At 65.8% G+C, this 769-nt stretch carries 1 protein-coding gene; it reads left to right on the top strand.

Annotation, left to right across the window (positions count from 1 at the left end; all coding sequences use genetic code 11):
• Nucleotides 1–13: 13 nt before the first annotated feature.
• The coding region (locus DNK54_RS20960) for a 2-oxoacid:ferredoxin oxidoreductase subunit beta (protein WP_110208962.1) at nt 14–769 on the top strand (756 nt) is incomplete at its 3' end.

Here is a 769-nt window from a genome sequence, read left to right as displayed (position 1 = left end):
AGGAGGCGAACTGATGACGACCATCGATCTGGGCCTGCCCGCCCTGGGCACCGACGGTGTCCCCACACTGGCCGAGGGCGAGAAACTCACCGGCAAGGACTTCACCAGCGACCAAGAAGTCCGCTGGTGCCCCGGCTGCGGCGACTACGCCGTCCTCAAGGCCGTCCAAGGCTTCCTCCCCGAACTCAACATCCGCCGCGAGAACGTCGTCTTCATCTCCGGCATCGGCTGCTCCTCGAGGTTCCCCTACTACCTCGACACCTACGGCATGCACTCCATCCACGGACGCGCCCCCTCCATCGCCACCGGCCTAGCCACCGCACGCGAAGACCTCTCCGTCTTCGTCGTCACCGGCGACGGCGACGCCCTCTCCATCGGCGGCAACCACCTCATCCACGCACTACGCCGCAACGTCAACATGACGATCCTGCTCTTCAACAACCGCATCTACGGCCTCACCAAGGGCCAGTACTCCCCCACCAGCGAGATCGGCAAGGTCACCAAGTCCACCCCCGTCGGCTCCCTGGACCACCCCTTCAACCCGGTCTCCCTGGCCCTGGGCGCCGAAGGCAGCTTCGTCGCCCGCACCATCGACAGCGACCGCAAACACCTCACCTCCGTACTCACCGCCGCAGCCGCCCACCGCGGCACCTCGTTCGTGGAGATCTACCAGAACTGCCCCATCTTCAACGACGGCGCCTTCGACGCCATCAAGAGCCCCGACACCAAAGCCGACGCCATCATCGCGCTGGTCCACGGTGAGCCGATC

This window comes from Nocardioides daejeonensis (assembly GCF_003194585.1).
GTDB classification, from domain to species: Bacteria; Actinomycetota; Actinomycetes; order Propionibacteriales; family Nocardioidaceae; genus Nocardioides; species Nocardioides daejeonensis.
The sequence above is the reverse complement of the archived record's forward strand: the minus strand, read 5'-3'. Positions and strand labels throughout refer to the sequence as shown.